Genomic DNA, 24343 nt, shown 5'->3' on the forward strand with positions numbered 1-24343 from the left:
CTTCCGGGACTTCCGGGGCCGCGCCCGTGACTCCGGCGCCGCGGCGCAGTTGAACGGGGCATGAAGAAGCGCAGCATGCTCGCCCTCGCGACCCTCGCCACCGGTTTCGTCGTCGCCGCCGTCAGCCCGTCGCACGCCGCCCCGAGCGATCTCCCGCTCCACCTCGACGTGGACGACACCGTCAGCTCCTTGCAGGACACCGTCGCCACCGAGAGCCTGTCCCTCGACGACGACGCCCTGGGATCGCTGGGCTGACGTCCACGGCAGGGCCGTCCGGCCCCCGCCGGGCCACGCGGCGCCGGTGCCCCGAAAGGGCGCCGGCGCCGCTGTCATATGCCCTTTTCGCCGTCCACCGACCGGGCCTGGTTTTCGTGGCAGGGTGAAGCGGGCAAGCCACAGGGGGCCAACAGAAGAGGGGGACCTGTGACCGTCGTCTGGATCAACGGCGCGTTCGGTGCGGGAAAGACCACCACCGCACGGGAACTGATCGAACTGATCCCGAACAGCACGCTCTTCGATCCCGAAGTCGTCGGCGCGGCGCTCGCACACCTGCTGCCGCCCAAACGCCTGGCGGAGGTGGGCGACTTCCAGGACCTGCCGATCTGGCGCCGCCTGGTGACCGACACCGCGGCCGCGCTGCTCGCGGACCTCGGCGGGACGCTGGTGGTCCCGATGACCCTGCTGCGCCAGGAGTACCGGGACGAGATCTTCGGCGGCCTCGCCGCCCGCAGGATCGAGGTCCACCACATCCTGCTGGCCCCGGCGGAAACGATCCTGCGGGAGCGCATAGCCCGCCGTGAGACACCCGACGACCTGCCGGACGGCGAGATACGGGTACGGCAGTGGTGCTACGACCACATCGAGCCCTACCGCACGGCCCTCGCCTCCTGGCTCACCGCCGACGCCCACCCCGTCGACACCGGCGCCCTCACCCCGTACCAGGCCGCCGCCCGGGTGGCCGAGGCCGTCGGCAGTGGCGCCGTGCCGGCCTGCGAGATCGTGCAGACACCGGAACCCACCGGCGAGACCGTCGCCGCCGGCGTCCTGCTCTTCGACGAGCGGGACCGGATCCTGCTCGTCGACCCCACCTACAAGCCCGGCTGGGAGTTCCCCGGCGGCGTCGTCGAACCCGGCGAGGCCCCGGCCCGGGCCGGCATGCGCGAGGTCACCGAGGAGACCGGGCTCAGCCTCGACGACGTACCGGCGCTGCTGGTCGTCGACTGGGAACCACCGGCGCCCCCCGCCCACGGCGGTCTGCGGCTGCTCTTCGACGGCGGCCGGCTCGACTCGGCGGACGCGGACCGGGTCCTGCTGCCCGGCGCCGAGCTGCGCGACTGGTGCTTCGCCACCGAGGACGAGGCCGCCGCCCTGCTGCCCCCGGTCCGCTACGAGCGGCTGCGCTGGGCGCTGCGGGCCAGGGAACGCGGCGCCGCCCACTACCTGGAGGCGGGCACGCCGGTCGGCTGAAGTCCCGCGGGCACGCCGGTCGGCTGACGTCAGCCGACGGTCCGGTACGTCCGCGCCGAGGCCCGCAGCGCGTCCCCGGCCCGTACGGTCACCGGATCCCCGTGACCGAAGCAGGCGACCTCCGTGTCCAGGTCCGCCAGCCGTCCGAAGGAGGCCACGGCCAGGTCCCGGTCGACGTTGAACACACCGAGCATCACACCGCCGTCGACCGGCGACACGGCGACCGCGTCCCCCGTGCACAGCACGCCGTGGGACGGGAGGTGCACCGCGATGCTCCCGTCCGTGTGACCCGGCGCGTGCACGATCCGGGCCCCGCCGCCGAAGTCCAGGACGTCACCGTCCACCACCTCCGTCACCCGGGCCGGCCGGGCGAAGTCACCCGGTGGGAGCCGGCGCACGGCGTCCGCGTGCAACGGACGCTCCCAGTCCTCGAAGACGGGCGGCGGACCGGGCAGCTCGCCCCGCACGACGGGCGCCTCGACGGTGTGCGCCACCACCTCGGCCCCGGTCAGCGCGGCGACCTCCTGGGCCCCGCCGGCGTGGTCCTCGTGGAAGTGGGTGAGCACCACACGCCGCAGCCGGCCGGCGGCCCGCGCGGCCTCGACGACGCGCGCTCCGTACCCGGCCGGCCCCGCGTCGATCAGCGTCACCTCGTCCCCGTCACGCCAGAGGTAGGCCTGACCGACCGGGAAGCGCAGCAGACTCAGCCGCGGGAGGAGCTCGACGACATCCATACGGCGACCGTAGACAGGGGCCCCGCCCGGGGGCGAGACACCTCTGCCGACGGCAGAGCGCGAAACGCGGCCCGGCTCAGCTCGCGGCGTAGTTGAGCAGGAAGTGCGCCTCCGCCACCGACAGCCGCTGCAGCTCCTCGGGGGACACGCTCTCGTTCACGGCGTGGATCTGGGCCTCGGGCTCACTCAGGCCGATCAGCAGGATCTCCGCGTCCGGGTAGAGGGCCGCCAGGGTGTTGCACAGCGGAATGGAACCGCCCTGACCGGCGTACTGCATCTCCTCGCCGGGGTACGCCACCGCCATCGCGTCCGCCATGGCCTGGTACGCGGGGCTCGTGGTGTCGGCGCGGAACGCCTGGCCCTGGCCGATCTGCTCGACGGCGACCCGGGCGCCCCACGGCGTCCGCGCCTCCAGGTGGGCCCGAAGCAGCTTGGTGGCCTCGGCCGCGTCCACGCCCGGCGGCACCCGCAGGCTCACCAGCGCCCGCGCGCCCGCCTGCACCGACGGGGTGGCGCCGACGACCGGCGGGCAGTCGATGCCGAGCACCGTGACGGCCGGGCGCGCCCAGATCCGGTCGGCGACGGAGCCGCTGCCGATCAGCTCCACACCGTCCAGCACCCGTGCGTCCCGGCGGAACTGCTCCTCGTCGTAGACCAGCCCCTCCCAGGTGCTGTCCGCCGCGAGCCCGTCGACGGTCGTCGAGCCGTCCTCGGCGCGCAGCGAGTCCAGTACGCGGATCAGGGCGCCCAGCGCGTCGGGTGCCGCACCGCCGAACTGGCCGGAGTGCAGGTTGCCTTCGAGCGTGTCGACCTGCACGCGCAGCATCGTCATGCCGCGCAGCGTGGAGGTGACCGTCGGCAGGCCGACGCGGAAGTTGCCCGCGTCGCCGATGACGACGGTGTCCGCGGCCAGCAGCTCGGGGTGCGCCTCCGCGTACCGCTCCAGGCCGCCCGTGCCCTGCTCCTCGGAACCCTCGGCGATCACCTTGACGTGCACCGGCACGCCGCCGTCGGCCTTCAGGGCGCGCAGCGCGAGCAGGTGCATCAGCACGCCGCCCTTGCAGTCCGCGGTGCCCCGTCCGTACCAGCGGCCGTCGCGCTCGGTCAGCTCGAACGGCGGAGTGGCCCAGCCGGCCTCGTCCAGCGGCGGCTGCACGTCGTAGTGGGCGTAGAGCAGCACCGTCTTCGCGCCCTCGGGGCCGGGCAGGTATCCGTACACCGACTGCGTGCCGTCCGGCGTGTCCAGCAGGGCGACGTCCTGGAAGCCCTCGGCGCGCAGGGCCGTCGCTATCCAGTCGGCGGCACCCTCGCTCTCGCTGCGCGGGAACTGGTCGAAGTCGGCCACCGACCTGAAGGCCACCAGCGCGGCGAGTTCCTCCTTCGCGCGGGGCATCAGCGAAGCGACGGTCTCGGCGACCGGATTCGGCGACATGGGCACGCTCCTTGTGGGTGCGACGTTGTACCAAGGAGTACTTGGAATGATCGGGCCGATCCTCCCACAGTGGCCTGCGGCGATGCCCGCCGTAGGATGCGGGGGTCAGGTGCGGCATGCGGTTTGATCGGAGCAGTAGACCATCGTGAGCAGCGAGAACTCTTCGGCGGACGACGCGCGTCAGGTCTGGGACGTGGTCGTGGTGGGCGCGGGACCGGCAGGGGCCTCGGCCGCCTACGCGGCGGCGGTCGCGGGGCGGCGCGTGCTGTTGCTGGAGAAGGCCGAGCTGCCCCGCTACAAAACGTGCGGCGGCGGCATCATCGGCCCCTCGCGCGACACCCTTCCACCCGGCTTCGAGCTGCCCCTCCAGGACCGGGTGCACGCGGTGACCTTCTCGAACAACGGGCGCTTCACCCGGACCCGCCGCTCCCGGCAGATGCTGTTCGGGCTGATCAACCGGCCCGAGTTCGACCTGCAGCTCGTCGAGCACGCCCAGAAGGCCGGTGCCGAGCTGCGGACCGGGGCGACGGTGACCCGGGTGGAGCAACACGGGTCGGCGGTGCCGGACCGGCGCACGGTCGCGGTCGTCCTGCAGGGCGGCGAGACGGTCCTGGCCCGGGCCGTGGTCGGCGCGGACGGCAGCGCCAGCCGGATAGGCGCGCACGTCGGGGTGAAGCTCGACCAGGTCGACCTGGGCCTGGAGGCGGAGATCCCGGTGCCCGAGACGGTCGCCGAGGACTGGAAGGGCCGGGTGCTCATCGACTGGGGTCCGATCCCCGGCAGTTACGGCTGGGTCTTCCCCAAGGGCGACACGCTGACGGTCGGGGTGATCTCGGCGCGCGGCGAGGGCGCGGCGACCAAGCGGTACCTGGAGGACTTCGTCGCCCGGCTCGGGCTCTCCGGTTTCGAACCGAGCATCTCCTCCGGCCATCTGACGCGCTGCCGCGCGGACGACTCGCCGCTGTCGCGAGGCCGGGTCCTGGTGTGCGGCGACGCCGCCGGGCTGCTGGAGCCGTGGACCCGAGAGGGCATCTCCTTCGCGCTGCGCTCGGGACGGCTCGCGGGGGAGTGGGCGGTGCGCGTCTCCGAGGCGCACGACGCGGTGGACGCGCGCAGGCAGGCCCTGAACTACGCGTTCGCGATCAAGGCCGGGCTGGGCGTGGAGATGAGCGTCGGCAAGCGGATGCTGGCGGTGTTCGAGCGCCGGCCCGGGCTGTTCCACGCGGCCCTGACCGGGTTCCGTCCGGCCTGGAAGGCGTTCCGGGACATCACGCAGGGCTCGACCTCGCTGGGCGAGCTGGTGCGCGGTCATCCGCTGGCCCAGCGGGCGCTGGCGGCGATGGACCGGCGGCCCGAGCCGTCCGCCTCGTCCTCCTCGCCCGAGCCCTCCGGGGGGTCCGAACCGACCGGACCGTCCGCGTCGACCGGGTCGTCGGGGTCGACCGGGTCGTCGGGGTCGTCCTCCGGGGAGGAGTCCGGCGCCTGACCCGCGCTCGGGTCGTCGCACCCCTGACCGTCCGTCGCGGCCGGGACCGGCCCGGGGCCGGGCGGGGGCGTACTTCCCCGGGAGTACGTGCGGGCACCGCGCGCGGGTGACGCCGGCCGCGCTGCCCGGCGTCTAGCGTGGCGGACATGGACGGACAGCGCGAGCGCGGGGACCGGGCACCGCAGTGGCGGTGGCACGGGCCCCCGTGGTGGAACCGGCGGGTCGACGAGGAGCGCCGCCCCCGGTGGCCGTGGGCCTCCACCGCGCTCGTCACGGCGTTCGTGCTGGTCGGCTCGAACTTCGCCGCCCACGTGCAGGAAGGGGAGCGGGCCGGTCTCGACCCTCTCGCCCGGGCGCTGCTGTTCGTGACGGGGGCCGCCCTGCTGTGGCGGTTGCGGTACCCGGTGCCGGTCGTGTTCGGTACGGCGGTCGCCACCCTGGTCTACCTGGGCGCCGGCTACCCGTACGGCCCGGTCTTCCTGGCCGTGGCGGTGGCCTGCTTCAGCGCCGTGGTCGCCGGGCACCGCGAGGCCGCATGGGCGGCGATGGGGATCCTGTGGGCGGGGCACGCCCTGATGGCGCACTGGCTCTACCGCTGGCTGCCACCGGCCGGGGACTCCGCCGCGTCCTGGGGACAGGAACTCGGGATCGCCGCCTGGGTCGTGGCCGTCGCGGCCCTGTCGGAGCTGGCCCGGGCCCGCCGCGAGCAGTGGGCGAGGGAGCGGGCGGAGCGGGCCCGGGCGGCCCGGCGGCGCGCGGACGAGGAGCGGCTGCGGATCGCCCGCGAGCTGCACGACGTCCTCGCGCACAGCATCTCCGTCATCAACGTGCAGGCCGGCGTCGGGCTGGCCCTCCTGGACACGGACCCGGAGCAGGCCCGCACGGCGCTCACCACCATCAAGGACCAGAGCAAGGAGGCGCTCGGCGAGGTACGGCAGGTGCTCGACACCCTGCGCACCCCGGGCGACGCGCCGCGCGCTCCGGCCCCCGGCCTCGACCGGCTCCCCGAACTGGTCGAACAGGCGGCGAGCGCGGGACTCACCGTCGAGGTGGAGGGCAAGCCGCCGCGCCTGTCGCCCGGAACCGACCTGGCCGCGTTCCGCATCGCGCAGGAGGCGCTCACCAACGTCGTACGCCACTCGGGTTCCCGGCACGCGCGCGTCCGGCTCGCCCGGGACGGCAGCACGCTGCGGCTGCGCGTCGACGACGACGGCCCCGCGACGGGCGCCGACGCGGGCGGCAGCGGCAACGGGCTGGCCGGGATGCGGGAGCGGGCGGCGGCTCTCGGTGGCACCATCGAGGCGGGCCCGCGTCCCGACGGCGGCTTCCGCGTCCTGGCGGCCCTGCCGGTCGACGTGGGGCACACGGCACAGGCGAAGGACACGACGCAGGCGAAAGGGGACGACCGGTGATCCGCGTACTGCTCGCCGACGACCAGTCGTTGGTACGAGCCGGTTTCCGGGCGCTGCTGGACGCGCAGCCGGACATCGAGGTGGTCGCGGAGGCGGCCGACGGCGAGGAGGCCGTGCGGGCGATCCGCGAACTGCGGCCCGACGTCGTCCTCATGGACATCCGCATGCCCCTGCTGGACGGCCTCGCCGCGACCCGCCGGGTCACCGAGGACGCGGGGCTGCACGACGTGAAGGTGGTCATGCTCACCACCTTCGAACTCGACGAGTACGTCTTCGAGGCGATCCGCTCCGGGGCCTCCGGCTTCCTGGTCAAGGACACCGAGCCCGAGGAACTGCTGCGCGCCGTACGGGCGGTGGTGGACGGCGACGCGCTGCTGTCACCGGGGGTGACGCGCCGGCTGATCGCCGAGTTCGCGGCCCGCTCCAAGGAGCCCGCGGCGGCCGGTGAGATGGCCCGGCTGACCGAGCGGGAGCGCGAGGTGATGGCCCTGGTGGGCATCGGACTGTCCAACGAGGAGATCGCCCGCCGACTGGTCGTCAGCCCGCTGACCGCCAAGACCCACGTCAGCCGCACCATGGTGAAGCTGGGCGCCCGCGACCGGGCCCAACTGGTGGTCCTCGCCTACGAGTCGGGACTGGTGCGGCCGGGCTGGCTGGGCTGACCGCCGCGAGCGAACCGGACCAGTACGCTCACCACCCGGACGAGGAACACGGCCACGGCCAGCACCACGCCCGCCCCGACGAGGGCGCCGCGCATCCGGCCCGGCAGACCGAAGAGATACGCCGGTCCGGCCACGGCCCCGAACAGCACGGCCGCCGCGAACGCCGCACTGCACAGCGCGTAACCGATCTCGACCGTGATGGCGTCCCGCTCGCCCTGCGTACGCCGTCCCCCGTATGCGTCCATGCCCGCAAGTCTCCCAGAGCGACTGCGGCCCGGCAGGGGGTACGGTGCCGAGCGACCGACGCCCCAGCTTCTGAACGCCTCAGCTCCACGTGACGCGCGACCGTTCCCGCCACAACGCGGCGAGCGAACCGTCGCCGGTCACCGCCGGGAACGGCCGGCGGTTCCACAGCGCCGGGTAGAGCTGGGCGGCGGGTCCGGACAGCTCGCAGTCGGCGTCCTCCGCGTCCTCCCGCACGGTCACCGGCGGCTGCGCGGACAGCCGGACGGTCCACACGGCGTCCGGTGCGTCCGTCGCCCGTACCCGCAGCGTGCGGGGTTCCTCGGTGCGTACGGCGCTCTTCGGCCGGGCGTGGAAGGCGCACAGCAGTTCGTCGACGCCGTCCACCGCGAACTCCACGCCGATGCCGGTCGGTTCACCGCCCCGGGCCGACTCGGCGTCGAGCCGGTGCACGGTCGTCTCGTGCGCCTGCCGCCGGGCCCAGAAGGCCAGGGGCGAGGGCGCCGGCAGGAAGGACCAGCACCGCACGCCGGGCGCGGCGCCGGCGAGGGTGTCGACGAGCCGCCCGTGTCCCTCCCGGAACCAGGACAGGAGCGGGGCTCCGTCGAGGTCGGTGAGATCCTCGGCGGGCCGGGGACCGGTGTGCCCCTCGGCGACGAACGCGGTCGCCCAGCGATGCACCATTCCCGTGTGCCGCAACAGGTCCCGCACCCGCCAGCCGGGGCAGGTCGGTACCGCGGCGTCGGTGCCGGCCGACTCGGCGGCGGCCGCCAGCAACACGCCTTCGCGGTCCAGGACTTCGATGAGAGCGGCAGTCTTCATGACAGGGAGTGTGCCGCAGGGCCCGGGCGCGGCGGCAGGTCCGCGCGCACCGGGAACGGCCGAGCGGCTCAGTCGGGCACCGCCGCCCGCCGCGTCGCGACCGCTACCAGCACCGCCACCGCCGCGAGCGCCGCCACGCTGACGAGGGCGGCCGACAGGGAGAACCAGTCGGCCATGAAGCCGATCGCGGGCGGCCCGAGCAGCATCCCGCCGTAGCCCAGCGTGGACGCGGTCGCGACCCCACTCGGACCGCCCAGCGCACCGGCCCGCTCGACCGCGACCGGGAAGATGTTGGCGAGTCCGAGACCGGTGATCGCGAAGCCGAACAGCGCCGCCCACAGGGACGGGGCGAGCGAGCCGAGCAGCATGCCGGCCACGGCGGTGGTACCGCCGGCCACCACGGTGGCCGTCCGGCCCAGGCGTTCGAGCAGGGTCGTCCCGGTCAGCCGGCCGACGGTCATGGCCAGGGCGAAGCACGAGTACCCCGCGGCGGCCAGGCCCGGCGAGGCGTCGAGGTCCTGCTCCAGGTGCAGGGCGCCCCAGTCGGCCATGGCACCCTCGCCGTAGGCCGTGCACAGGGCGATCAGGCCGAAGGTGATCACCAGGCGGCGGGTGCGGCGGTCCCGGCGGTGCGGGGCACCGTCCTTCCCGGGCGTGCGGTCGGTGCGGTCCGGTGGCGCCGCGGGCTCGCAGCGCAGCAGGGCCCGGCCGGCGAACAGGGTGACCAGCAGACCGGTCACGGTGAGGGCGAGCAGATGCCGCGTCGGCGACAGCGCCCCGGCGACCAGCCCGCCGAGCCCCGCGCCGACCATGCCGCCGAGGCTGAACGCCGCGTGGAAGCTGGGCATGATCGGGCGCTCCAGGACGGCCACCAGGTCGACGGCGGCGCTGTTGAAGGCGACGTTGATCCCCCCGTAGGCACTGCCGAAGACCAGGAGCACGGCACCCAGGGCCAGGGCCGAACGGGTCAGCGGGGGCAGGGCGATGCTGAGGCAGAGCAGGACCGCGCAGACGACGGTGACGGGGTGACTGCCGTAGCGCCGGACCAGCCGCCCGGTGAGCGTCATGGTGACGACGGCACCCGCCGAGACGCCGAGCAGGGCGAGGCCCAGGGCGCTGGCGGAGGCGCCGGTCTGCTCCTTGATGGCGGGGATGCGCACCACCCAGCCGGCGAAGACGAAGCCGTCGAGGGCGAAGAAGGCGGTCAGGGCGATGCGGAGACGGGTGAGATCGGGGCGGGGACCCGGCACGACACTGTGCGATCGGGTTTTGTTTATCTGCGGCACAAAGTCAGGCTAGGGGTCGGGCGGGGCGGCGGCAAGAGTGCGGAGAGGGTGCGCGGACGGGGGGCGAACAGGGGAGGGTGAACGGTCGGCAGCGGGAGGAGGCAAGGGCGAAGGAGGGAGCATGCCCGCGCCCCGGCCGGCCGCACTCCCGGCCGCACTCCCGGACGGACACTCCGGCCGCGGCGGGCGGAGCACCCGGGAACCGGCGCCCCGAGTGCTCGCATACGCTCGACAGCACGATGATGAACAACCTCACCCCCTTGGAACCGAAGGCCGACAAGGCCACGGTCAGACGGCACAACCTCAGCCTGGTCCTGAGGGCCGTGCACGACGCGGGGGAGGCGACCAGGGCCGGCGTCGCCACGCACGTCGGCCTCACCCGCGCCGCGGTGTCGTCCCTGGTGGAACAGCTCCTCGCATACGGTTTCGTCTCCGAAGGGGGCAAGACCAGCAGCGGCCAGGCGGGGCGGCCCGGCACCGTCCTGAAGGTGTCCAGGTCGGGCCCCGCGGGCCTCGGCGTCGAGATCAACATCGACTACATCGCCGTGTGCGTCGTCGACCTCGCCGGCACCGACCGGGTGCGGCTGGTGGAGCACTCCGACAACCGCGGGGTCCAGCCCGGCGAGGTCGTCACGCGCGCGGCCCGGCTGGCGGCGCGCGCCATCGGCTCGGCGGCCGAGCAGGGACTCGTCCCGGCCGGTGCCCACGTCGCCCTGCCGGGCCTGGTCACCGGCGGCAGCGTGCGCCAGGCCCCCAACCTGGGGTGGCAACGGGTCGCGGTCGAGGGCCTGTTCGCCCAGGCGCTCCTCGCCCTGCGCCCCGCTCACCGCCCGCTGCCGGTCAGCTCCGACAACGAGGCCAACGCCGCCGCCCTCGCCGAGCTGTGGTTCGGCGCGGGCACCGAGGGCGTGCGCAGCTTCCTGTACCTGACCGGCGAGATCGGCGTCGGCGGTGCCCTCGTGCTGGACGGCGAGCTGCTGCGCGGCGCGCACGGCTTCGCCGGGGAGATCGGCCACATGGTCGTCGACCCCGACGGTCCGCGGTGCCGCTGCGGTGCCCACGGCTGCCTGGAGCAGTACGTCGGCCAGGCCGCGCTGCTCGCCGCCGCCGGAATCGACGCGGACGCGGGCGTGCAGGGCGTCGCCGAACTGGAACGCCGCGCCGGGCGGGGCGACCCGGCCGCGCTGTCGGCGATCGAACGGGCCGGACGGCGGCTGGGCGTCGTCGTCTCGGGCGCGGTGAACCTCTTCGACCCCGGTGCCGTCATGCTCGGCGGTGTCTACCGCGAGCTGATGGACTGGCTCGCCCCCGCCGTCGACCGGGAACTCGCCCGGCGCGTGGTCTCCGGGCTGTGGAGCGAGGACGGCAAGCGGCTGCGCGCCGCGTCCTCGCTCGGCGACGCGGCGCGGGGCGCGGCCGGCGTGATCGTCCGCGAGGTCCTGGCCGACCCGGCGGCGTACGCGGAACGGGCCTCGGACTGACGCGGGAGCGGCCCGCCCGCTGTTCGGCCGTGACGGCGCCGTTCCCGTGACGCCGTGCGCGGCCGGGCCGTGGCCGTCCAGCGCCCCCGCCCCCGGCGTCACCCGCGGTTCGTGGCGATCATCTCCCGGTACCAGTGGTAGCTGTCCTTCGGCGTGCGCCGCTGTGTGCCGTAGTCGACCCGCACGATGCCGAAGCGCTTGTCGTAGCCGTACGCCCACTCGAAGTTGTCCAGCAGGGACCACACGTAGTACCCGCGCACGTCCACGCCCGCGTCCATCGCCGCCCGCAGGGCGGTCAGGTGGTCGCGCAGATAGGCGACCCGGTCGGTGTCGTGCACCGTGCCGTCGGCGGCCGCCGTGTCGTCCTCCGCCGAGCCGTTCTCGGTGATGTGGACCGGCGGCAGGGCGTCGCCGTACCGCTCCTTCAGCTCCACCAGCAGGTCGGTGAAGCTGTCCGGCACGACCGGCCAGTCCATCGCGGTGTGCCGCACGCCGGGCAGCCGTACCTCCTCGTACCGGTTGTCCGTGGCCACCCGCCGCGCCGGGTCGCTCTCGCGGTGCGGGGCGTCGGCGACCACGATCGGCCGGTAGTAGTTGATCCCGAGGAAGTCCAGCGGCTGGGAGATCAGCTCCAGGTCGCCGTCCCGGCGGAAGTCCTGGCCGGTGATCAGCTCGCCCCAGGTCTCCTCCTCGGTGGCCGGGTAGCGGCCCGCGAGGATCGGCTCGGTCCACACCAGGTTGTGCTGGGTGTCCGCGCGGACCACCGCGGCCCGGTCGGCGGGGGAGTCGGTGGCGGGCAGGTTGCGGTCCAGGTTGAGCGTGATGCCGACCTCGCGCACCCCGGCCGCGCGCAGCGCCCGCACGGCCAGTCCGTGGGCGACCAGCAGGTGGTGGGCGGCGGCCAGCGCACCCCGGCCCTCCTTTGCACCGGGCGCGTGCCGGCCGATGGAGTAGCCGAGGAAGGAGCTGCACCACGGCTCGTTGAGGGTGATCCAGCGCGGTACCCGGTCGCCCAGGTGCTCCGCGACCACCGCCGTGTACTCGGCGAACCGCTCCGCCGTCTCCCGCACCCGCCAGCCGCCGCCCGCGGCGGAGCCGCTGCCGGACGGAGTCTCCAGGGCCTGCGGCAGGTCCCAGTGGTAGAGGGTGGCGGCCGGCTCGATGCCCGCCGCGAGCAGCTCGTCCACCAGCCGGGAGTAGAAGTCGAGCCCCTTGGGGTTCACCGCGCCCGAGCCGTCCGGCACGATCCGCGGCCAGGCGATCGAGAAGCGGTAGGAGTCCACCCCGAGGCCGCGCAGCAGGGCCACGTCCTCGGGGTAGCGGTGGTAGTGGTCGCAGGCCACGTCACCGGTGTCGCCGTTCACCACCAGCCCCGGGGTGCGGCTGTAGGTGTCCCAGATCGACGGACCGCGGCCGTCCTCCGTCGCCGCGCCCTCGATCTGGTACGAGGCGGTCGCGGCGCCGAAGACGAAACCGGGCGGGAAACCGGGGTAGTCGCTCATGCTGTGGTGCTCATCTCCGTGCTTGCGTGACGTGCGGGGTGCGGTGGTGGGTTCACTTGACGGAACCGCCGGAGATTCCGGCGGCGATGTACTTCTGGGCGAGGACGAGGAGGATCGCCGCCGGCACCGCGGACAGCACGGAGGCGGCCATCACCGAGCCCCAGTCCCCGACGTGCGCGCCGATGTACTGGTAGATGCCCAGGGTGATGGGCTTGACGTCGTCGGTGGTGTTCAGGGTGAGGGCGAACATGAAGTCGCTCCACGAGAACAGGAACGCGAACAGCCCCGACGTGATCAGCGAGTTGCGGCTCATCGGCAGCACCACCCGCACGAACGTCCGCAGCGGCCCGGCCCCGTCGATCTGCGCGGCCTCGATCACCTCGCCCGGGATCGACACCATGAACGAGCGCATCAGCACGATGGAGAACGGGATGCCCAGCGAGGCGTCCGCCAGCATCAGGCCGAAGTAGGAGTTGACCAGGCCCAGGTCGACGTAGGAGTTGTAGAGCGCGTTGGCGATGACGATGCCCGGCACCATCTGGGTGATCAGCGTGCCGAAGACGATGGTGCGCGAGCCGCGCAGCCCGAACCGCGCGAGCCCGTAGGCGGCCGGCGCCGAGATCACCAGGCAGATGGCGACCGCGCCCAGCGAGACCGCCAGCGAGGTCAGCAGGTGCCCGCCCTGGTCGCTGATCGCCTTGGAGAAGCCGGACAGGTCCGGGCTGCCCGGCACCGGGTCGACCTGGAGCAGGCCCGCGTCGGGTTGCAGCGCGGTGTTGAGCATCCAGTACAGCGGGAACAGCATCACGCACAGGATCAGAACGCCGGCGACGGTGGAGCCCCAGCGGCGCCGGGAGGCGGTGGGCGTGTGGGAGGCCATGGACGTCACTTCCCCTCGGTGCGGTTGGCCCGCAGGTAGAACACCGCGAACACGGCGGAGATCAGGATGAGTACGTTGCCGACGACGGCGCCCGCGCCGAAGTCCAGCTGAACGAAGGAGTTCTGGTATGTCAGGGTGCCCAGCGTCTGCGTGGCGTCGGCCGGGCCGCCGTCGGTCAGGGCCAGGATCAGGTCGAGGATCTTGACCGTCGACATGAAGCCGAGCACCAGGACGACGGTGACGACGGGCCTGAGCATCGGCAGGGTGACCGAGCGGAAGGTCCGCCAGGCCGAGGCGCCGTCGAGGGCGGCCGCCTCGTGCAGCTCCTTCGGGATCTCCTGGAGACCGCCGTACAGGATGACCATGTTGAACGGGATGCCGATCCAGATGTTGACCAGGATCACCGACAGCAGGGCCATCTCGGGGCTGGTCAGCCACGGCGTGTGGCCGCCGAGGCCGAGGGTGTCCAGGAACGAGTTGAGCACACCCGTGTCCTGGTCGAGGATGCGCCGCCAGACGATGCCGGAGACCACCATGGGCACCAGCCAGGGCAGCAGGATCAGCGAGCGCAGCACCCCGTCCAGCGGGAAGCGGCGGCTGAAGAAGACCGCCAGCGCCAGTCCGATGCAGAACTGCCCGAGCAGCGAGCCCGCCGTGAAGACGAGCGTGTGCCACAGGGCCTTGCCGAACAGGGCGTCCTGGAAGACGTTGGACCAGTTGTCGGCGCCGTTGAAGGGCGCCTCACCGGTGAAGAAGGTCTTCGGCGTGTAGTCCTGGAAGCTCATCACGACGTTGCGCACGAGCGGGTAGCCGAAGAACAGCAGCATGAAGACGACCGCGGGGGCGACGAACCCCCACCGGGTGAGCCTGCGCCGGCGCGCCATCCGGCCGGGGTCGGGAGCGGCGGGCGGCGTGGACGCCTTCACGGGCGTTTGCCCGGAGACGGTGGACGTGTGCATGGGCGTGGTCATGGCGGCGTACCTCAGTTCCCGCTCGTGGCCCGCTGCTGGGCGCGCTTCAGGGCGGTCTCACTGGACTGGCCGGTCAGGGCCGACTGGAAGGCGCTCTGCAGGGCGAGCGACACGCTCGACCAGCCGGCGCCGAGCTTCGCGGTCCGGGACCGGGCGACGGCCACCTGGTCGGCGAGGGAGTCCAGCTCGGGCACCTTCTCGCGCCATTCGGCGGCGGCCTTCGCGTTGGCCGGGACCATCCAGCTGTTGAGCGCGTACGTCAGCTGCTCCTTCTCGCTCGCCAGACACGCGACGATCTTCCCGGCCGTCTTCTCCCGGGCCTCGTCGCCGGTGTTGGGCACGGTCAGGACCGCGCCGCCGAGCGGGCCCACCGAGTCGTCGCCCGCCGCGGGCACCGGGATCGGCGCGATGCCCCAGTGCAGCGACGTGTCGCTGTTGAGGGTCTCCACCTGCCACGGCCCGTTGATCATCATCGCCGCGTTGCCGGCCATGAACTGGTCGTTGACGTCCGCCTGGGTCCAGTTGACCGTCGACTTCGACAGTGAACGGTCCTTGAGCAGGCTCTTCCAGTAGTCCAGGGCCTCCACGACCTTCGGACCGCCCAGGTCGGTCTCGTCGCCCCCGTTGGACCACATGAACGGCGTGAACTGGAAGACGCCGTCCTCCGCGCCGCCGGCGCTGAGAGCCAGGCCGTACCGCTTGCCCTGCGTGAGCTGCTTCGCGGTCTCGCGCAACTCGGCCCAGGTGGCGGGGACCTTCACGCCCGCCTCGTCGAGGACGTCCTTGTTGTAGAAGAGGGCCAGGGTGTTCACGGAGCGGGCCGCGCCGTAGTACGTGCCCTTGTAGGAGCCGAAGTCGACGATGCCGTCGGGGATGCCGTCGGTGCTCAGCCCGATCGTCCGCAGGTCGACCAGACCGCCCGCGTCCGCGAACGTCGGCATCTCGGACGCGTCGAACTGCACGATGTCGGGCAGCGACTTGGACGAGGCCATGCGCAGGGCCTTCGTCATCACCTGCGCCGCCGGGACGCTCTGCTGCTCGATCGTGACGCCCAGCTGCTCGCCGCAGCGGGCCATCGCCTCCGCGTCCCAGCGGTGGTACGACTCGTCGGTCGACGAGTTCATCACGGTGTACGTGTCGGCGTCGCGCTGCTGCCCGCAGCCGGCCAGTGCCGCCCCGGCGACCAGTACGGACACGGCCGTGAACGGGGCGACGACTCGGCGTGAGCGTCCTCGCCCGCGGCGCGTGGCAGCCGGAGGGTGTGCTGTCAAGGCGAGCGAGGTGAAGCGCTTCGACATGGTGCGGCCCTTGCTGTCGTACTGTCCGGCTCCGCCGCCGGACTGTTTTGTTTGATGTGATGACTAATACGTCACCGACCCACTCCCGCGCTAGAGGAAAGTGGCCCCGGTCTCCTGGTTCCGTGCGGTGAGCGATGCGTTCTCTTAGGTGATACTCCCAGCTCAGCGCGGTGGAGTGGCCGTGAACGACTCGGTGGACGGATTTGTTCTGTGTACGATCAAAACGCTGTGAGACGGCCCCCGTGCTTCCCACCCGACAGCTCCCGCCCCACCCGAGGAAGATCATGAAGTTCACCGACGGCTTCTGGCTCATCCGCGAGGGCGTGCATCTCTCGTACGCCACCGAGGTACGCGATGTACGCCCCGAATCGAAGCGCTTCACCGCCCATGCCGCCGTGAAGAAGGTGACGCGGAGGGGGGACACGCTCAACGTGCCGCTCCTCACGGTCGAGTGCTTCTCTCCCGCCGAGGGCGTCATCGGCGTCCGCGTCACCCACCACGCCGGGAAGCGCCGGCCCGGCCCCGACTTCGCCCTCGCGGGCGCGCCGGACGGCGCGGGCGAGGTGCGCCAGGACGGCGGCCTCACCGAGCTGACCAGCGGTCCGCTCACCCTCCGCCTGGACCGCGAGGGCCCCTGGGGCCTCACCTTCCACGACGCCGACGGGCGCGAGCTGACCCGCGCCGACGCCAAGGGCACCGCCTTCGCCACCACCGGGGACGGAGCGCACCACATGCTCGGCCGCCTCACCCTCGGCGTCGGCGAGCAGATCTACGGCCTCGGCGAACGCTTCACCCCGTTCGTCAAGAACGGCCAGGTCGTCGACATGTGGCAGGCGGACGGCGGCACGAGCAGCGAACAGGCCTACAAGAACGTCCCGTTCTACCTGTCCTCGCGCGGCTACGGCGTCTTCGTCAACCACCCCGGCGCGGTCTCCTTCGAGGTCGGCTCCGAGTCGGTGGGCCAGGTGCAGTTCAGCGTCGAGGACCAGACGCTGGAGTACTACGTCGTCGCCGGGCCCACGCCCAAGGACGTCCTCACCCGCTACACCGCCCTCACCGGCCGCCCCGCCCTGCCGCCGGCCTGGTCCTTCGGCCTGTGGCTCACCACATCCTTCACCACCTCGTACGACGAGGGGACGGTGACGAAGTTCGTGGACGGCATGGCCGAGCGCGGCATCCCGCTCTCCGTCTTCCACTTCGACTGCTTCTGGATGCGCGAGTACCAGTGGTGCGACTTCCAGTGGGACCCGGACGTCTTCCCCGACCCGGACGGCATGCTCGCCCGGCTCAAGGCCAAGGGGCTGAGGGTCAGCGCCTGGATCAATCCCTACATCGCCCAGAAGTCCCCGCTCTTCGACGAGGCCGCGGCCCTCGGGCACCTGGTGCGCAGGCCCGACGGTGACATCTGGCAGTGGGACCTGTGGCAGGCGGGCATGGGTCTGGTCGACTTCACCAGCCCGGCCGCCCGCGACTGGTTCGCCGGGAAGCTCAAGCCGCTGCTCGACCAGGGCGTGGACTGCTTCAAGACCGACTTCGGCGAGCGCATCCCCACCGACGTGGTCTGGCACGACGGCTCCGACCCGCAGCGCATGCACAACTACTACACGCACCTGTTCAACCGCACCGTCTTCGAACTCCTGGAGAAGGAGCGCGGTCAGGGCGAGGCCGTCCTTTTCGCCCGCTCGGCGACCGCTGGGGGCCAGCAGTACCCCGTCCACTGGGGCGGCGACTGCTGGTCGTCGTTCGAGGCGATGGCCGAGTCACTGCGGGGCGGGCTCTCCCTGTCCCTCAGCGGCTTCGGCTTCTGGAGCCACGACATCGGCGGCTTCGAGGGCACGCCCGACCCGGCGGTCTTCAAGCGCTGGCTCGCCTTCGGCCTGCTCTCCTCGCACAGCCGGCTGCACGGCTCCTCGTCCTACCGGGTGCCGTGGGAGTTCGGCGAGGAGGCGGTCGACGTCGCCCGCGGCTTCACCCTCCTCAAGCACCGCCTCATGCCCTACCTGTACGGCGTCGCCGCCGAGGCCCACCGCACCGGCATGCCGATGATGCGGCCGATGGTCCTGGAGTACCCGCACGACCCGGCCTGCCGCCCGCTGGACCGCCAGTACATGCTCGGCCCCGACCTCCTCGTCGCCCCGGTCTTCACCGAGGACGGCGAGGTCGAGGTCTACCTCCCCGCAGGCACCTGGACCCACCTGCTGACCGGCGAGCGCGTCACCGGCCCGGCCTGGCGCACCGAACGGCACGCCTACGACAGCCTGCCCCTGTACGTCAGGGAGGGCGCCGTCCTGCCGCTCGCCGCCGACGACACGCGCCCCGACGGCGACTGGCTGGACGCCCCGACCCTGCTGGTCCATCCGACCGCCGACGCCGACTACGCGGCCGAGGTCCGGGTGCCCGACCTCCTGGGCACACCGGCCGCGGCCTTCCGCGTGCGGCGCGAGGGGGACGCCCTGCGCGTCACCGCGAACGGCACCGACCGCCCCTTCACCGTCCGGATCGCGGGCGGCGGGAGCGCGGAGGGCGAAGGGGAGGTGACCGTGCCGCTGTCGTGACGCGGGGACGCGGTCAGCGGTCGAGGCCGTCCAGCGCGGTCAGGAGACGCTCCACGTCGTCCGCGCCGGTGTAGGGCGCCAGTCCGACGCGGACGGCGCCCTCGTCGCCCAGGCCCAGGCGGCGCGAGGCCTCCAGGGCGTAGAAGGACCCGGCGGGGGCGTCGACGCCCCGCTCGGCCAGCTGCCGGTACACCTCGGCCGGCCGCAGGCCCGCCACGGTGAACAGCAGGGTCGGCGTGCGCCGGGCGGCCCGCGAGTACACGGTGACGCCGTCCAGCGCGGCCAGCCCCTCCTCGATCCGCTCGCGCAGCACGTCCTCGTGGGTCTCCAGCGCGGCGAACGAGGCGACCAGCCGGTCCCGGCGCGAGCCCCGGGCCTCAGGGGCGAGCCCGGCCAGGAAATCCACCGCCGCGCTCGCCCCGGCCAGCAACTCGTAGGGCAGCGTGCCCAGTTCGAACCGCTCGGGCACGGCGTCGGCGGACGGCAGCAGCTTGTCCGGGCGCAGCGACTCCAGCACCTCGGCCCGGCCGGTCAGCACGCCCAGGTGCGGGCCGAGGAACTTGTACGGCGAGCACACCAGCGTGTCCGCGCCCGTCTCCGCCAGGTCCACCACGGCGTGCGAGGCGTAGTGCACCGCGTCGACGTGGAAGTGCGCCCCGTGCGCGTGGACCAGGGACGCCAGCGCCGGCAGGTCCGGCATGGTCCCGATCAGGTTCGACGCGGCGGTGACCGCGACCAGCCTGGTGCGCGGGCCCAGTACCGCCGCGACGTGCTCGGGCCGCAGCTCGCCCGTCGCGGGGTCGAAGTCCGCCCACCGCACGCGGGCCCCCGCCGCCTCGGCCGCCTGCACCCACGGCCGGATGTTCGAGTCGTGGTCGAGCCGGGTGACCACCACCTCGTCGCCGGGCCCCCAGCCCTTGCCCAGCGTCCGGGACAGGTCGTAGGCGAGCTGGGTGGCGCTGCGCCCGAAGGCGACCGTCTGCGGCGTGGCGGCGAGGAGGTCGGCGAGCGCGGACCGGGCCTCGGCCACGATCCGGTCGGCGTTGCGCTCGCCCTCGGTGTTGCGGCCCCGGTTGGCGAGCGGAGCGGTCAGCGCCGCGGCGATCGCGTCGATCACCGGCTGCGGGGTCTGCGTACCGCCCGGCGCGTCGAACCGCGCGGTACCGGACTTGAGGGCGGGCACGTGTGCGCGGATCGCGGCGACGTCGAGGGCCATGGGGGCAACTCCAGGATCGTGGTCCGGACGGACGGACGGACGGGGCGGTGGTCGGGCGATGCGGGCCTTCGGCCGCGGCGGCGGGGAGGTGGTGCGAACGGGGGTGTCGTTCGGTTCAGGCCGGCTCCGGGCCACGATGCCCTGGTGCCGGCCCGAGCGGGGTCCGGGGCGTGCGGCCGCAAGACGGAGGAGGGCGCCGGGGCGGAGCCCCGGCAACCGACGACAACGCCGCGGATGTGCCTGCCGGGCCCCGCGACCGCGGCACGTTCCAAACGACACCCCCTGGGTCCGCCCCGAGCCGCACCTGCGGCTCCAGTCACATGATCGCAGCCCCGGTGGGGTCGACGACAGGGGCGAAGGGGCCCTCGGCCGCGAGGCGTCCCCGGAGGACGGCGGGCCGCCACCGGCCGCGTCCTCGGCCTGCACCACGACACCGTCGCCGCCGCCCGGTCGCGCCGGGTCCGCGAACGGCTCGGCGTCCCGCTGGACGGCCCCGGCAACCGGCTCGCCCTCCAGACGGCCTGCCGTGCCCTCACCTCCCCGTGAGCAGGACGCGGCGTCAGGAGGGGGTGGCCTCGGGCCCGGCTTCCGACGGGTCCTTCTCGCGTCCGCCGGGATGCCGGTGCCGCCAGACCCAGAAGACCGTGCAGGACAGCAGCGCCCACCCGGCCAGCACCAGGAAGGGGAAGGCGTGCTGATGGCCCTGGAAGTACACCGCCGTGTGCTGGGCGTTGACCGAGGCCCCGGGCGGCAGCCACCGGCCGATCAGCCCCAGCGGCGACGGCAGCAGCGGCCAGGACACCGCGCCGCCCGAGGAGGGGTTGCCGATGATCACCATCAGGCCCCAGGTCGGCAGCATCGCCCAGCGGCCGAACAGGGTGTTGAACATGGTGAAGACCATGCCGGACACGAACATCGTGAGCGCCAGGATCAGCCACGACTCGGCGAACGGCAGGTCCAGCGCGCCCAGCAGCCAGTCCACCGTGGCGGCGATGGCGAATCCGCCCAGCAGCGCGTAGGCCACCGTGAACAGGATGCGCTCGACCGGGGTGAGCGAGCGCGCGTGCACGCTCAGCTGGATCGCCCCGACGAAACCGATGATCACGGCGGCCAGTGAGATGTAGAAGATGGCCAGGCCGCGCGGGTCGCCCTCCTGGAGGGGGTTGACGTCCCGGACGGTGACCTGGACGCCGAGCTTCTCGCCCACGGCCGGCGCCGTCTGCGAGAGCAGCTCCGCGACCGACGAGCCGGACGCGCCGGACACGTCGAGAACGGCCCGCCGCCCGTCCTCGCGCAGCTCGAAGACCGCGAACACCTCCTGCTGCTCGATCGCCTCGTGGGCCGCGGCACGGGTCCGGTACGGATGCACCTTCACCGAGGTGTCGAGCGCCTTCTCCAGGCCGAGCAGGTAGGCCTGTCCGCCCGCCTTCTCGTAGGAACCGACCACGGCCGTGGGGATCAGCCGCGGTGTCGGGTTCGCCATCGAGTAGGTGTACGAGCCCGCGAAGAGACCCGCCGCGGCCGCGAGGATCAGCACCAGCACGGTGGCCGGCCAGAACGGCGACTGCCGGAAGGCGGACCACCGGCCGCGCGCCGGGGGACCGCCTTCGGTGTCCTGGGACGTGTGCGCCATGTCCGGGCGGGGTCAGGCGTGGACCAGCGGAGTGTCCACGAGGTGTTCCGCCACGAACCACGCCTGGAGTTCGTTGGTGCGCAGGACCTCCGAGACCAGGAGGTCGTTGGTGCCGTCGTCCCCGTACTCCTGGGTGCGGGCCGCCGCGTCGTGACACTCGGTCAGGATCAGCTCGTGCGCCTCCAGCAGCCGCGACAGCATCGACGGCACCTCCTCGACCCCGTCCGGCGGACGCGGCACGGTGGTGATCTCGGCGACGTGCCGGGGATCGCCCACCGCGACGCCGCCCAGCGTCTGGACGCGCTCGGCGACGGTGTCGATCAGTTCCAGCTGCTCGCCGGCGTGCTTGTCGAGGAGCAGGTGCAGTTGGTAGAACGTCGCCCCGCGCATCAGCCAGTGGTACTTCTTGTACAGGTCGTGCAGGATCCGGGTGTCCGCGAGGACCTTGTTGAGCCGCTGGCAGGAGTAGAGGCGGGTCTCCATGGTCAGGGCCACGGGGAACTGCTTGACGGTGCCGTACTCCTGGATGGTCCGGCCCCGCTGGTGCAGCCAGGGCTGGCTGCCGTCCGACCGGTGCTCCGCGGGCGACGAGGGATTCGGCTTCGGGGAACTCACGCCTGGACTCCTTCTGGAGACGACTGGAGAACGGGCCCGGGCGTCACCGCCGGCCCCGCTTCCCCCCGCGCCAGTCGACCAGCCGCACGCCCCGCCCGCAAACGGTGGGGGTTGTCCGGGCTATGGCTCCCCGCCTATTGTCTGCGCTGTTGAAAGCGCTTTCTATCGGTGGTGTCCGGGTCCCGTGCGCCGCCGTCCGAGGAGGACCGCATGTCCGCAGAGGAGGACCGCACGCCGCCGGGCCCCGTCCGCCGCAGGGTCGCCGTGGTCGGCACCGGCGCCATCGTCACCGGCGGCCACCTGCCGGCCCTCGCCGCCCACGCCGACCGCACCGAACTGGTCGCCGCCGTCGACGTGGACCCCGCGCGGCTCGACGCCTTCCGTGCGCAGGTGCCAGGCGACATCGCCGGGTACGCGTCGACGCGGGCCATGCTGGACGACGTACGCCCCGACCTCGTCCTTGTCGGCACGCCGCCGTCCCTGCACCGGGAGCAGACGGTGGCCGCGCTGAAGGCGGGCGCCTGGGTGCTGTGCGAGAAGCCGTTGTGCCTCTCCCTCGCCGAGTACGACGACATCGCGGCGGCCGAGGAGGCGTCCGGCGCGTACGCGTCCGTGGTCTTCCAGCACCGGTACGGCTCCGGGGCCGCGCACGCCCGCGAGCTGATCGCGAGCGGCGAGCTGGGCGCCCCGCTCGTCGCCCACTGCCAGACCACCTGGCACCGCGACGCCGCCTACTACGCGGTGCCCTGGCGCGGACGCTGGTCCACCGAGGGCGGCGGCCCGACCATGGGCCACGGCATCCATCAGTACGACCTGCTGCTGCATCTGCTGGGCCCCTGGGCCGAGATCAGGGCCATGGCCGCGCGTCTGGTCCACGACACCGAGAGCGAGGACGTCTCCACCGCCCTGGTGCGCTTCGAGAGCGGCGCCCTCGCCACCGTCGTCAACAGCGTGCTCTCGCCGGACGAGACGAGCCGGATACGCGTCGACTGCGCCGACGCGACGGTCGAGTTGACCCACCTGTACGGACACCGCAACGACGACTGGACCTACACCCCGGCCCGGCACGTCGCCCGCGAGCGTGCCGCCGCCTGGCGTACGCCGCCCGCCGACGTGCCCAGCTCCCACACGGCGCAGCTCGGCGCCGTGCTGGACGCCTGGGACGCCGGTGTCCGGCCGCCCGGCAGCGGCCCGCAGGCGCGCGCCACGCTGGAGTTCGCCGCGGCCCTGTACAAGGCGGCGTTCACCGGACGGCCGGTCCGTGCGGGCGAGATCACTCCCGGCGATCCGTTTCACCTCGCCATGCACGGCGGGGATCCGGATCGGCTGCCAGGAGAACGCGCGTAGCGTCACAAGAACGGGGTGTTCACGACGAGTTGGGCCGTCGGAGGTGTGAACGGGTGGTCCAGGTGCGCATCATCTTGTCATGAACCTGCGGCCCGAGTGGCGGGTCGCAGCCTCATGGAGGTGTGGGATGCACCGCAGACTCGCCACCGGACTCAGTGCCGCCGCGCTGGCCGTGACCACCGTCGTCGCCACCGCCGCGACCGCCGACGCCGTTCCCTCCGACAAGACACAGGTACTCGCGAGCTGGACGCAGACCAGCGCGTCCAGTTACAACGCCTGGAACGCCGCGCGCGCCGACAAGTCCGCGTGGTCCGCCTACGGATTCGACTGGACCACCGACTACTGCTCCACCTCGCCGGACAACCCGTTCGGCTTTCCCTTCAGCACCTCCTGCGCACGACACGACTTCGGCTACCGCAACTACAAGGCCGCGGGGACCTTCGACGCCAACAAGTCCCGGATCGACAGCGCCTTCTACGAGGACCTCAAGCGCGTCTGCGCCGGGTACGGCGGCGCCACCAAGACCGCCTGCAACAGCACCGCGTGGACGTACTACCAGGCGGTGAAGGTGTTCGGTTGACGGGACACCGCCGCGAGCGCCGCGGCGGCGCTGGCGATGCCCAGGACGGCGCCCGCGGCAACGTCACCGGGATAGTGCACGCCGGTGTGGACCCGGGAGTAGCCCACGGCGCTCGCCAGCGCGCCGAGCGGCACGGCGGCCTCGGGCAGGACCACGCCGACGGCCGTGGCGAACGCGACCGCCGCGGCCGTGTGCCCTGACGGGAACGACGCCGACGCGGGCATGGGCACGTACCGGTCCGTGGTCACCCGCGCCGCCTCCCGGTCCGGTCGCGCCCGGTGCACCAGGTGCTTGCCGAGCAGGTTCGTCGAGGCCGACGCCACGGCGACCGCCGCCACGCCGACGAGGGCCGCCCGCCGCGCCCGCGCTCCGCTCAGCGAGAGCGCGGCGGCGATCCCGAGGGAGACCTTCGAATGGTCGGCGGCGTGGGACAGGCGCCGCAGGGCCCGGTCGAGGGCGGGCGTGGACGTGGCGGCCACCGCCGCGTACAGGGCGCCGTCCACGGCCCGCAGTTCGGCGAGCACGGCGGCGAGGGCCCGCCCGCGCTCCGGCATCCGGCCCGCGGCCGGCCCGAGCGGGCCCCGCGTGTCGCCGTCGGCGTTGGTCGGTCCGGTCATGGGCTCCTGCTCCGCGGGGAGACGGGACCCGAACCATCCTGCTCGCCCCCGGCCCTGCCGGCGCGCGGGCGGACCCGTCCGGGGGACGGGGGACGGCGCGCCGG

Annotated in this window: 22 protein-coding genes and 1 pseudogene; 10 read left to right on the forward strand and 13 right to left on the reverse strand. The window is 73.2% G+C overall.

Going from position 1 to position 24343, the window contains the following annotated elements; translation table 11 throughout:
* Positions 1-60 precede the first annotated feature (60 nt).
* Together ACIBCJ_RS27670 and ACIBCJ_RS27675 are read left to right on the forward strand one after the other, a co-directional pair.
* Positions 61-255, forward strand: a complete 195-nt coding sequence (locus tag ACIBCJ_RS27670) for a hypothetical protein (protein ID WP_362096187.1) — start codon at positions 61-63, stop codon at positions 253-255.
* Positions 256-423: 168 nt separating this feature from the next.
* A complete protein-coding gene (locus ACIBCJ_RS27675; protein ID WP_365979785.1) occupies positions 424-1467 on the forward strand; it encodes an NUDIX domain-containing protein in 1044 nt (347 codons plus the stop codon).
* 29 nt (positions 1468-1496) lie between these two features.
* Here the strand turns inward: ACIBCJ_RS27675 and ACIBCJ_RS27680 are convergent, their stop codons facing one another.
* Positions 1497-2201, reverse strand: a complete 705-nt coding sequence (locus ACIBCJ_RS27680) for an MBL fold metallo-hydrolase (RefSeq protein ID WP_362096182.1) — start codon at positions 2199-2201, stop codon at positions 1497-1499.
* Between the two features lie 76 nt (positions 2202-2277).
* Positions 2278-3633, reverse strand: coding sequence for a dipeptidase (locus tag ACIBCJ_RS27685; RefSeq protein WP_365979786.1), 1356 nt, complete (start codon positions 3631-3633; stop codon positions 2278-2280).
* Between the two features lie 145 nt (positions 3634-3778).
* On the opposite strand from ACIBCJ_RS27685, the gene ACIBCJ_RS27690 reads away from it, so the two are divergent.
* The 3 genes from ACIBCJ_RS27690 to ACIBCJ_RS27700 all read left to right on the forward strand — a co-directional run bounded on the left by ACIBCJ_RS27690 (position 3779) and on the right by ACIBCJ_RS27700 (position 7193).
* Complete coding sequence (locus ACIBCJ_RS27690) at positions 3779-5119, forward strand: geranylgeranyl reductase family protein (RefSeq protein WP_362512835.1); 1341 nt, start codon at positions 3779-3781, stop codon at positions 5117-5119.
* Between the two features lie 146 nt (positions 5120-5265).
* Positions 5266-6531 carry a sensor histidine kinase gene (locus tag ACIBCJ_RS27695; protein ID WP_365979787.1) on the forward strand — a complete coding sequence of 422 codons (1266 nt, stop codon included), beginning with the start codon at positions 5266-5268 and terminating at the stop codon, positions 6529-6531.
* Positions 6528-7193 carry a response regulator transcription factor gene (locus tag ACIBCJ_RS27700; protein WP_362096171.1) on the forward strand — a complete coding sequence of 222 codons (666 nt, stop codon included), beginning with the start codon at positions 6528-6530 and terminating at the stop codon, positions 7191-7193. The genes ACIBCJ_RS27695 and ACIBCJ_RS27700 overlap by 4 nt, the downstream gene beginning before the upstream one ends.
* Here the strand turns inward: ACIBCJ_RS27700 and ACIBCJ_RS27705 are convergent.
* From ACIBCJ_RS27705 to ACIBCJ_RS27715, 3 genes are all read right to left on the reverse strand, one after another.
* Positions 7154-7438, reverse strand: a complete 285-nt coding sequence (locus ACIBCJ_RS27705) for a DUF6332 family protein (RefSeq protein ID WP_365979788.1) — start codon at positions 7436-7438, stop codon at positions 7154-7156. The two genes, ACIBCJ_RS27700 and ACIBCJ_RS27705, sit on opposite strands and share 40 nt — an antisense overlap.
* Before the next feature lie 79 nt (positions 7439-7517).
* Positions 7518-8258, reverse strand: coding sequence for a maleylpyruvate isomerase family mycothiol-dependent enzyme (locus ACIBCJ_RS27710; protein WP_365979789.1), 741 nt, complete (start codon positions 8256-8258; stop codon positions 7518-7520).
* Between the two features lie 68 nt (positions 8259-8326).
* The gene (locus ACIBCJ_RS27715) at positions 8327-9508 is read right to left on the reverse strand and encodes an MFS transporter (protein WP_365979790.1); all 1182 of its coding nucleotides are present in this window, start codon (positions 9506-9508) and stop codon (positions 8327-8329) included.
* A 275-nt stretch (positions 9509-9783) separates the two neighbouring features.
* Here ACIBCJ_RS27715 and ACIBCJ_RS27720 point away from each other — a divergent pair, with 275 nt between their 5' ends.
* The gene (locus tag ACIBCJ_RS27720; protein ID WP_365979791.1) at positions 9784-11025 is read left to right on the forward strand and encodes an ROK family protein; all 1242 of its coding nucleotides are present in this window, start codon (positions 9784-9786) and stop codon (positions 11023-11025) included.
* A 98-nt stretch (positions 11026-11123) separates the two neighbouring features.
* On the opposite strand, the gene ACIBCJ_RS27725 is transcribed toward ACIBCJ_RS27720, so the two are convergent.
* Genes ACIBCJ_RS27725 through ACIBCJ_RS27740 form a run of 4 tightly spaced genes read right to left on the reverse strand, consistent with a single transcriptional unit; the run spans position 11124 to position 15676 of the window.
* On the reverse strand, positions 11124-12527 hold the full coding sequence (locus ACIBCJ_RS27725) for a GH1 family beta-glucosidase (protein ID WP_365979792.1): 1404 nt from the start codon (positions 12525-12527) through the stop codon (positions 11124-11126).
* Between the two features lie 52 nt (positions 12528-12579).
* Entirely contained in the window at positions 12580-13407 is an 828-nt protein-coding gene (locus ACIBCJ_RS27730; protein ID WP_362096156.1) for a carbohydrate ABC transporter permease, read from the reverse strand.
* A 5-nt stretch (positions 13408-13412) separates the two neighbouring features.
* Positions 13413-14366, reverse strand: a complete 954-nt coding sequence (locus ACIBCJ_RS27735; RefSeq protein WP_365979902.1) for a sugar ABC transporter permease — start codon at positions 14364-14366, stop codon at positions 13413-13415.
* A 23-nt stretch (positions 14367-14389) separates the two neighbouring features.
* Positions 14390-15676, reverse strand: a complete 1287-nt coding sequence (locus tag ACIBCJ_RS27740; RefSeq protein WP_365979793.1) for a sugar ABC transporter substrate-binding protein — start codon at positions 15674-15676, stop codon at positions 14390-14392.
* 284 nt (positions 15677-15960) lie between these two features.
* Between ACIBCJ_RS27740 and yicI the strand changes: the two genes are divergently transcribed.
* A complete protein-coding gene (gene yicI, locus ACIBCJ_RS27745; RefSeq protein WP_365979794.1) occupies positions 15961-18231 on the forward strand; it encodes an alpha-xylosidase in 2271 nt (756 codons plus the stop codon).
* Between the two features lie 13 nt (positions 18232-18244).
* Here yicI and ACIBCJ_RS27750 read toward each other — a convergent pair whose 3' ends face one another.
* Positions 18245-19447, reverse strand: a complete 1203-nt coding sequence (locus ACIBCJ_RS27750; RefSeq protein WP_365979795.1) for a cysteine desulfurase-like protein — start codon at positions 19445-19447, stop codon at positions 18245-18247.
* 396 nt (positions 19448-19843) lie between these two features.
* Between ACIBCJ_RS27750 and ACIBCJ_RS27755 the strand changes: the two are divergent.
* Positions 19844-19993 (forward strand): annotated as a pseudogene (locus ACIBCJ_RS27755) (helix-turn-helix domain-containing protein); the annotation flags it as partial.
* A 13-nt stretch (positions 19994-20006) separates the two neighbouring features.
* Here the strand turns inward: ACIBCJ_RS27755 and ACIBCJ_RS27760 are convergent.
* Together ACIBCJ_RS27760 and ACIBCJ_RS27765 are read right to left on the reverse strand one after the other, a co-directional pair.
* Positions 20007-21080 (reverse strand): ABC transporter permease, encoded by a 1074-nt coding sequence (locus tag ACIBCJ_RS27760; protein WP_365979796.1) that lies wholly within the window; start codon positions 21078-21080, stop codon positions 20007-20009.
* Positions 21081-21092: 12 nt separating this feature from the next.
* The gene (locus tag ACIBCJ_RS27765; RefSeq protein ID WP_133886754.1) at positions 21093-21695 is read right to left on the reverse strand and encodes a Dps family protein; all 603 of its coding nucleotides are present in this window, start codon (positions 21693-21695) and stop codon (positions 21093-21095) included.
* A 210-nt stretch (positions 21696-21905) separates the two neighbouring features.
* Here ACIBCJ_RS27765 and ACIBCJ_RS27770 point away from each other — a divergent pair, with 210 nt between their 5' ends.
* Both ACIBCJ_RS27770 and ACIBCJ_RS27775 read left to right on the forward strand, forming a co-directional pair.
* Positions 21906-23042, forward strand: coding sequence for a Gfo/Idh/MocA family oxidoreductase (locus tag ACIBCJ_RS27770; protein WP_365979797.1), 1137 nt, complete (start codon positions 21906-21908; stop codon positions 23040-23042).
* Between the two features lie 127 nt (positions 23043-23169).
* On the forward strand, positions 23170-23622 hold the full coding sequence (locus ACIBCJ_RS27775; protein ID WP_362512872.1) for a phospholipase: 453 nt from the start codon (positions 23170-23172) through the stop codon (positions 23620-23622).
* On the opposite strand, the gene ACIBCJ_RS27780 is transcribed toward ACIBCJ_RS27775, so the two are convergent.
* On the reverse strand, positions 23595-24239 hold the full coding sequence (locus ACIBCJ_RS27780; protein ID WP_365979798.1) for a phosphatase PAP2 family protein: 645 nt from the start codon (positions 24237-24239) through the stop codon (positions 23595-23597). The genes ACIBCJ_RS27775 and ACIBCJ_RS27780 overlap by 28 nt on opposite strands.
* Between the last annotated feature and the right edge of the window lie 104 nt (positions 24240-24343).

The sequence above is a fragment of the Streptomyces sp. NPDC051136 genome (assembly GCF_044455745.1).
GTDB lineage: Bacteria > Actinomycetota > Actinomycetes > Streptomycetales > Streptomycetaceae > Streptomyces.